The organism is Streptococcus sanguinis (assembly GCF_003943655.1).
In the GTDB taxonomy this organism is placed as follows: domain Bacteria; phylum Bacillota; class Bacilli; order Lactobacillales; family Streptococcaceae; genus Streptococcus; species Streptococcus sanguinis_F.
This window is the reverse complement of sequence record NZ_RJMM01000019.1, coordinates 40,205-46,400: the sequence shown is the minus strand read 5'-3', so window position 1 is coordinate 46,400 and position 6,196 is coordinate 40,205. Positions and strand designations below refer to the sequence as shown.

Here is a 6,196-nt window from a genome sequence, read left to right as displayed (position 1 = left end):
AAATTTTGTGATTTCAAAGTTTCGCCAACAATTTTTTTGAATTCTGTATTATTCATTAAAAATTAGAAGCCCAGATATTCTTTCACACGTTTTTTACAAAGAAACTTGAAGTGAGGGTACAACTCAAAATAGTTTGCTAGTCCATCATCAAAGGCAGGATGAATCAACATTTTGATATTACTATTAATAGAAGCCACTAAACTTTCTGAGGTTATCTTCTCTAGATTATAGCTATCTAGGTTCTGATAAACAAATCTACCACCAAAGTCTTCCAAACCTTGTTTATATAGAGGTAATTTCCCATCATAAATGCCTTTGATTAAAAAGCCGTAATTGATATAGAAAGAGTTCTCAAAGTTAGATTTTTGAAAGCCAATAAATACCTTTAAATCAGTATTTTCAAATGTATAATATTTATTTTCATAAGCAAAACTATGTGATTTCAAAATTTCGCCAACAATTTTTTTGAATTCTGTTTTGTTCATAATTTACCTCTTTATTAGTAAGTATCTAAGACACCCTTATCTTTCATAAATACAATTCACTCAACAAGACTTTAAAAATTGTGAGAAAGGCTCAGGAATTAAAATAGCTTCTGAAAACAAAACTGGAACATATTTTTCTGGATTTCTAAAAACCACTTCCTGATAAGTATTATCTTTTTTCCATTCAATACGGTCGTATTCAATTTGCTCATCGCTAGAATTAATAATAATAAGTATATTCTCTCTCAATCCAATTGAGATAATATCATTCAATAAAGCAATGTTATAATTTTTCTTTAGGCAAAAGTATGAAAATATTCTACTCACTATTGCATCTTCTTCTAAAAATGATTGTAGTAATTCAATTAAATCTATTTTATCCATCTTAATTTCCTTTATTTTTGTAATGGAATTCTAACAATTTCCCCATTATAGGTAGTCTTCAAATATGGCTTTCCATGTATATTATCTGTCGCATTCTCATATCCATAATTTAATTGCCATGAATTTCCTTTACCGTCATAATATCTCACTCCATCGCCCCTTTTCAAAGGCGCTTTCCTATAACCTTGAAGTTCATTGTCTAAAAAAGCTTCAACACTTTTAATATTCGCGTTATCAAAGCTATCTATATCATTCAAATTAAACTTCAAATTATTGGAAACTTCTACGCCTCCAGTGTTTATAGCAGGAGCATCAGTATTCCCTCCTGGATTAATCTCCGACACCATCGACTGACTTCCCATAATTGTCTTAGTTTCAACTTTCGGCAATTCTAGTGTCCAATTCTTTGATGGAAGTTGAGGACCAAAAACTGTCTGACTACTTACGATTGGATTCCTTAACTCACCTGCAAAATTTGTATCAATTCCATAAACAGGCTTCCCATTGTAGACTTGATGCCCCACATAAGATCCAACCATCATATCTGTCCAAGCAACCGTATCTGGAATAGCTTTGACCCATCCGTAGTTTTTTGCTGTGATGATTTCAGCTTCTGTAGCCGGTTCATTAGTACTTGGATTTTTTCCTGTTTCAAGAATATATTTATTCCGCTTTGCAGCGTAATCTGGATCACGCCAATCAATCGGTTCAGCGTTCATTAATTGGTTGAAGCGAACATAACTATAATCTTTCTTTGCTTTTTCCTCATCTGACATGAAGATATAGTCAAATTCGATACTTATTCTTCCACGTAAAAATTCTGGATACTTATCCGCTAGCTCAACTAACGACATACCATCTACTTCTTCTTTATCAGATGCTAGAAGATTTGCCTTCATTTTTTTTGAACTTTCACTTTCAATATATATCGCACCTCCCCCTTCTCTCAAATACTGATATCGAGAATAAATATAATTAATTTGTTCTGCAGTCAAATCGGCTCTTTGAGGAAAGTTATAACCAGTATTGAGATAGCTTTCGTACTCACTGATAAGTTTACCATATCGCTCTTCCATCTTGGAAAATGACAATTCGTCAATATATTTCACGAAAGACTGTTGACTCTTCGTCTCCTCTATTCTCTCCTGCCGCTTAGTCCATCCAGTATTGATGGTACCTTTCCAGCTGAGATCAGCATCTCGGCGAGGAGGAAGATAAGTCTGAGTAGATGCATCCCAGCTCTGTGCTGCCTGAGACAGGCCAGTAGATGCGGCTACTAAATAAGTCTCTGCTTCCGCGAAAATAGTTGGCGAACTCTCATTAAAAGTAAGCAAATTATCCAGAATTTCTTGGAAGACTTGCCTAGCACTTTCTGCAACAGCGATGGAAGCACTGAAATCCACAATAGACATACCCTTATTATTTGAATAGAGTTGCGATTTGCGTTCCAACTCTGCCAGTTGCTGTTCTGCAAAACGAATTTTCTCTTCCAGTTCTGATTGGCGCCAGCTCTTACCGTCTACTTCTGCCGTGTAGTTACTAACAAAATTTTGACAAGCTAAGGCTATCGCTTCCTGATAGAGAATGACTCCCTGAACAATCGGGATGACCGTTCCGACAACATGATTTTTGGCAGAATCATACGCTTTACCTTTTAGTTCATCCTCATTATGAAAAGCTGATAAAACGCTTATTAATTTAAGATTCTGCCCCAAACATTGTTCAACCGCTCTTCCAAGGCTTTCTGCCTGCGTTCGAGCAGCTTCTAAATACATATCAATACTCATCCTTACTCCTCGCCAGCTAAGGCACGCTTCTCTTTGTAGACTTCTTCTAGTTGATTTTCTGCGTTTTGATGAACTTTCCGCAGTTTTTGTATCTGATCCTCTATATCAAGCTTTAGCCGTCTACTTCGATGAGAAAAATCTAGCTGATAATCTGTTATCTTACTGTAATATCGACTTCCTTCGAAATCATAAGACAAATCATGAAACCACGTCCCCATAGAATCCAACTGACACAATACATCTTCTTCTTGAGTTTTTGCCTGTCCCAACTTTTGATAGAGTTCCCATTCATGATCAGCAAGCCTCCGCTCCTTGGCCAACAAGGCAGTCCATCGCTTATCTTCCTGCATTGATTATTCCTCCAAAGCAGTCAAGGTATTCAGACCTAAATCTTTTTTAGTGACTGTCGGTTCCTTTTTAGGCGGTAAATAGTTAGTAGTCAGACTTTGACGAATCATAGCATCCTTATCCTCAAACTCTGCTGCTACACTATGAACATTCTGAATAATACTTGTAATGTGTGCCCCGAGCTGCCCTTGTAGGTTCTCAACATTTGAAATCCCTGCATTTGCATTAGAATTTCCAGCAACGGTTGTCTGCGAATCTCGAGTAATAGCCATCATCTGCAGGAAATTTGCATCTCCGATTGCTGTTGCATGACGGGCTGCTGTTGATAGGTCGCTCTTAACTTGGTATTGATCCATCCGTCCTCTCCTCTACATTTTTTTCTTATTGTACCATAAAATAAAAAAAGAGCAAAAAATTTCTGCTCTCCAAACATTTATTCTTTGTTTTCTTCTTTCTGCTCTATGGTACGCTGGTAGGCCTGAATCTGTCGTTCCAGTTCTTCTTTGATAGCTCCTTCAGGAGCGTATTTTTCTTCCCAATCATCTGGTTTGAGAATTTTATGGGTGACGGGGTCAAAGTGAGCCTTCCCATCTGGGAAAATCTTGCCCATATTAGCCCGATGGACAATATCGAATAGTTGCTCTGGATCTACTCCCATCAGTACAAAACTGCCATAAGTAAAATAAAGAGTATCAATCAAGGCATCTACCTGACCGACTAGAGAAACCTCAGCCTGACTCTTGGAGCGAACCTTGTCAGCAGCCTTGTCAAGCGCTTGATGGAGATAGGCTACAGAACTGTTAAAGTCTTCCTCTGAGTTACTAGCTGCTCGCAGAAACTCAACCAACTCTTCTAGCTTAAAACCTGCCCGATAGCGAGCGTCCTGAGGCGACCAAGCAATCGGCTCTTCCTGAGTGCTTTCATCCATGACACTATGGAACTCTTTAACCTTATTAAAGTGATGGTCACTGCTGGTAAAGACCTTTTCCCTCGCTAGGATACCAAAATGCTCCAAAGCCCTGTGAATCCCATCCTGACTATTGCTGCTAGTTGTATGCTTGGCCACTTCCTTGACCGAGCTGGTGCCATTTCCCATAGCAATGGAGAGACCAACTCCTGATAACATTTCCAAGTCATTGTCAGAGTCACCGAAGGCCATGACCTGATGAATGTCAAAGCCATATTCCTTGCCTACTCGGCGAATCCCCTCTAGCTTAGACGTGTCTTTATTGATAATATCGACCGCATAGGGGCTACTGCGGGTAAATTTCAAATCAGGAAAGTCTGCTTCAATCTTACGGCTTTCTTCCGGGCTGGCCAAAATCAATGCTTGGTAAATCGGCTCTTGTATCAGCTGTAGAAGATCCTTTTCATGCTGGGGCAAGGCCTTGCTGATGACCTTATTAAATCCATGACTGACTGTTCGCGCCATTCGCTTAGGGATGAAGCGGCTAGTCCACTGGGAGAAAGGGCTCATGCCGAAGGACATAATCTTGGAGCCCAGCATAGCCTCAGCCGTCCCCAAGGAAATTTCTTTCCGATGCTTCTTAGCATAGGCGATTAAATTCCGCAAACTCTGCTTGTCAATAGGACTGGCAGAAATTACCCTGTCTCTTGAAAAAATGTATTGGCCATTATAGGTCACAGCAAAGTCTAAGTCCAATTGCTCCATAAAAGGTTTGACAAAGAAAGGACCGCGGCCGGTTGCCAAACCGACTAATATTCCTTGCTCCTTTAAACTCTGAATAGCCTTTTCTGTAGATTTCAAAACCGTTCGACTGTCATTGACCAGTGTCCCATCAATATCAAAAAAGACGGCCTTTACTTCCATTGATTTTCTCATTCTTTCCTTTTATGATACAATAAATTATAACACAAAAATGACATACAATCACATGAATTGCAGAAAAGAAAAGCTGGAGTAATACCTATGCAACAGGATTGAAAACTCTATGAAAACAGAATGTAAGTTTTCGAATCTGCATCATGACTACAAGGAGAAAAAGGATTTATGACAAAGAAAATCTTGGTCCTGCACACAGGAGGAACCATTTCCATGCAGGCTGACGGCTCTGGGGCTGTCGTTACCAATGCTGATAACCCTATGAACCATGTGACTGTTCCGCTTGAGGGGATTGAGACGGAAGCCGTTGACTTTTTTAATATTCCCAGTCCTCATATCACGCCCCAGCACATGCTCAAACTTTACCAGAAAATCAAAGCCAGTGCTGACCAATTTGACGGAGTAGTCATTACTCATGGGACAGACACTTTAGAAGAGACGGCTTACTTTCTGGATACTATGCAGCTGCCAAAGATTCCGGTCGTTCTGACAGGAGCTATGCGCAGTTCCAATGAGCTGGGGAGTGACGGAGTCTATAACTACCTGACAGCCCTGCGGGTAGCTAGTGATGAAAAAGCCAGTGATAAAGGCGTGCTTGTCGTTATGAATGATGAGGCACATGCTGCCAAGTATGTAACCAAAACCCACACGACCAATGTCAGCACCTTCCAAACGCCGACTCACGGACCGCTTGGCTTGATTATGAAGCAGGAAATTCTCTACTTTAAAACAGCAGAGCCTCGGGTCCGCTTTGACTTGAACAGCATTTCTGGTCTGGTGCCCATCATTCCAGCTTATGCCGGTATGAAGACAGATCTTCTGGACATGCTGGATTTAGACAAGATAGACGGCCTCATCATAGAAGCATTCGGTGCTGGCAACCTCCCCAAGGAAGTAGCTGACAAGCTGGCTGATATGATAGCAGCCGGACTGCCAATCGCTCTGGTCTCTCGCTGCTTCAACGGGATTGCTGAGCCAGTCTATGCTTATGAAGGAGGTGGCGTTCAACTGCACCAGGCTGGTATCTTCTTCGTCAAGGAGCTCAATGCCCAAAAAGCCAGAATCAAACTGCTCATCGCCCTGAATGCTGGACTCAAAGGTCAAGAACTCCGAGATTATATGGAAGGCTGAGAGAAAAAGTTCCTATTTATGTTTTTTAAATCAAAAAGTGCTAAGACTGCTTAGCACTTTTTTGACTCTTTCGTATTCTAAAGCTGGGCAAACTTCATTGAATCGCTGGACTTAGAAGATAACCTCAAACAGAGACTCTAGAATTTCAAAAATATAATCACTTACCATAGGTCACCTCCATTTTCTGAGCTTGCTTAAATGTCTTCGGATAGTGGACT

At 40.3% G+C, this 6,196-nt stretch carries 7 protein-coding genes; 1 reads left to right on the top strand and 6 read right to left on the bottom strand.

Annotated elements, in window-relative coordinates; translation table 11 throughout:
- Positions 1-62: 62 nt before the first annotated feature.
- From D8886_RS08515 to D8886_RS08490, 6 genes are all read right to left on the bottom strand, one after another.
- Positions 63-485: a DUF4304 domain-containing protein gene (locus D8886_RS08515; RefSeq protein ID WP_002910450.1), complete on the bottom strand. Its 423-nt coding sequence runs from the start codon at positions 483-485 to the stop codon at positions 63-65.
- A gap of 60 nt (positions 486-545) precedes the next feature.
- Positions 546-869 (bottom strand): hypothetical protein, encoded by a 324-nt coding sequence (locus D8886_RS08510; RefSeq protein ID WP_002898147.1) that lies wholly within the window; start codon positions 867-869, stop codon positions 546-548.
- An 11-nt stretch (positions 870-880) separates the two neighbouring features.
- A complete protein-coding gene (locus D8886_RS08505) occupies positions 881-2,656 on the bottom strand; it encodes an RING finger protein (protein WP_002910451.1) in 1,776 nt (591 codons plus the stop codon).
- A 2-nt stretch (positions 2,657-2,658) separates the two neighbouring features.
- Entirely contained in the window at positions 2,659-3,006 is a 348-nt protein-coding gene (locus D8886_RS08500; protein WP_002910452.1) for a DUF3958 family protein, read from the bottom strand.
- Between the two features lie 3 nt (positions 3,007-3,009).
- Complete coding sequence (locus D8886_RS08495) at positions 3,010-3,360, bottom strand: TIGR04197 family type VII secretion effector (protein ID WP_002910455.1); 351 nt, start codon at positions 3,358-3,360, stop codon at positions 3,010-3,012.
- A 77-nt stretch (positions 3,361-3,437) separates the two neighbouring features.
- Positions 3,438-4,835 carry a Cof-type HAD-IIB family hydrolase gene (locus tag D8886_RS08490; protein WP_048774157.1) on the bottom strand — a complete coding sequence of 466 codons (1,398 nt, stop codon included), beginning with the start codon at positions 4,833-4,835 and terminating at the stop codon, positions 3,438-3,440.
- Positions 4,836-5,015: 180 nt separating this feature from the next.
- Here D8886_RS08490 and D8886_RS08485 point away from each other — a divergent pair, with 180 nt between their 5' ends.
- Positions 5,016-5,978, top strand: coding sequence for an asparaginase (locus tag D8886_RS08485; RefSeq protein WP_125435120.1), 963 nt, complete (start codon positions 5,016-5,018; stop codon positions 5,976-5,978).
- Positions 5,979-6,196: the final 218 nt, after the last annotated feature.

Coding starts and splice junctions, on each gene's coding strand:
- D8886_RS08515 (WP_002910450.1), bottom strand. CDS start 485: ATGAACAAAACAGAATTCAAAAAAATTGTTGGCGAAATTTTGAAATCA.
- D8886_RS08510 (WP_002898147.1), bottom strand. CDS start 869: ATGGATAAAATAGATTTAATTGAATTACTACAATCATTTTTAGAAGAA.
- D8886_RS08505 (WP_002910451.1), bottom strand. CDS start 2,656: ATGAGTATTGATATGTATTTAGAAGCTGCTCGAACGCAGGCAGAAAGC.
- D8886_RS08500 (WP_002910452.1), bottom strand. CDS start 3,006: ATGCAGGAAGATAAGCGATGGACTGCCTTGTTGGCCAAGGAGCGGAGG.
- D8886_RS08495 (WP_002910455.1), bottom strand. CDS start 3,360: ATGGATCAATACCAAGTTAAGAGCGACCTATCAACAGCAGCCCGTCAT.
- D8886_RS08490 (WP_048774157.1), bottom strand. CDS start 4,835: ATGGAAGTAAAGGCCGTCTTTTTTGATATTGATGGGACACTGGTCAAT.
- D8886_RS08485 (WP_125435120.1), top strand. CDS start 5,016: ATGACAAAGAAAATCTTGGTCCTGCACACAGGAGGAACCATTTCCATG.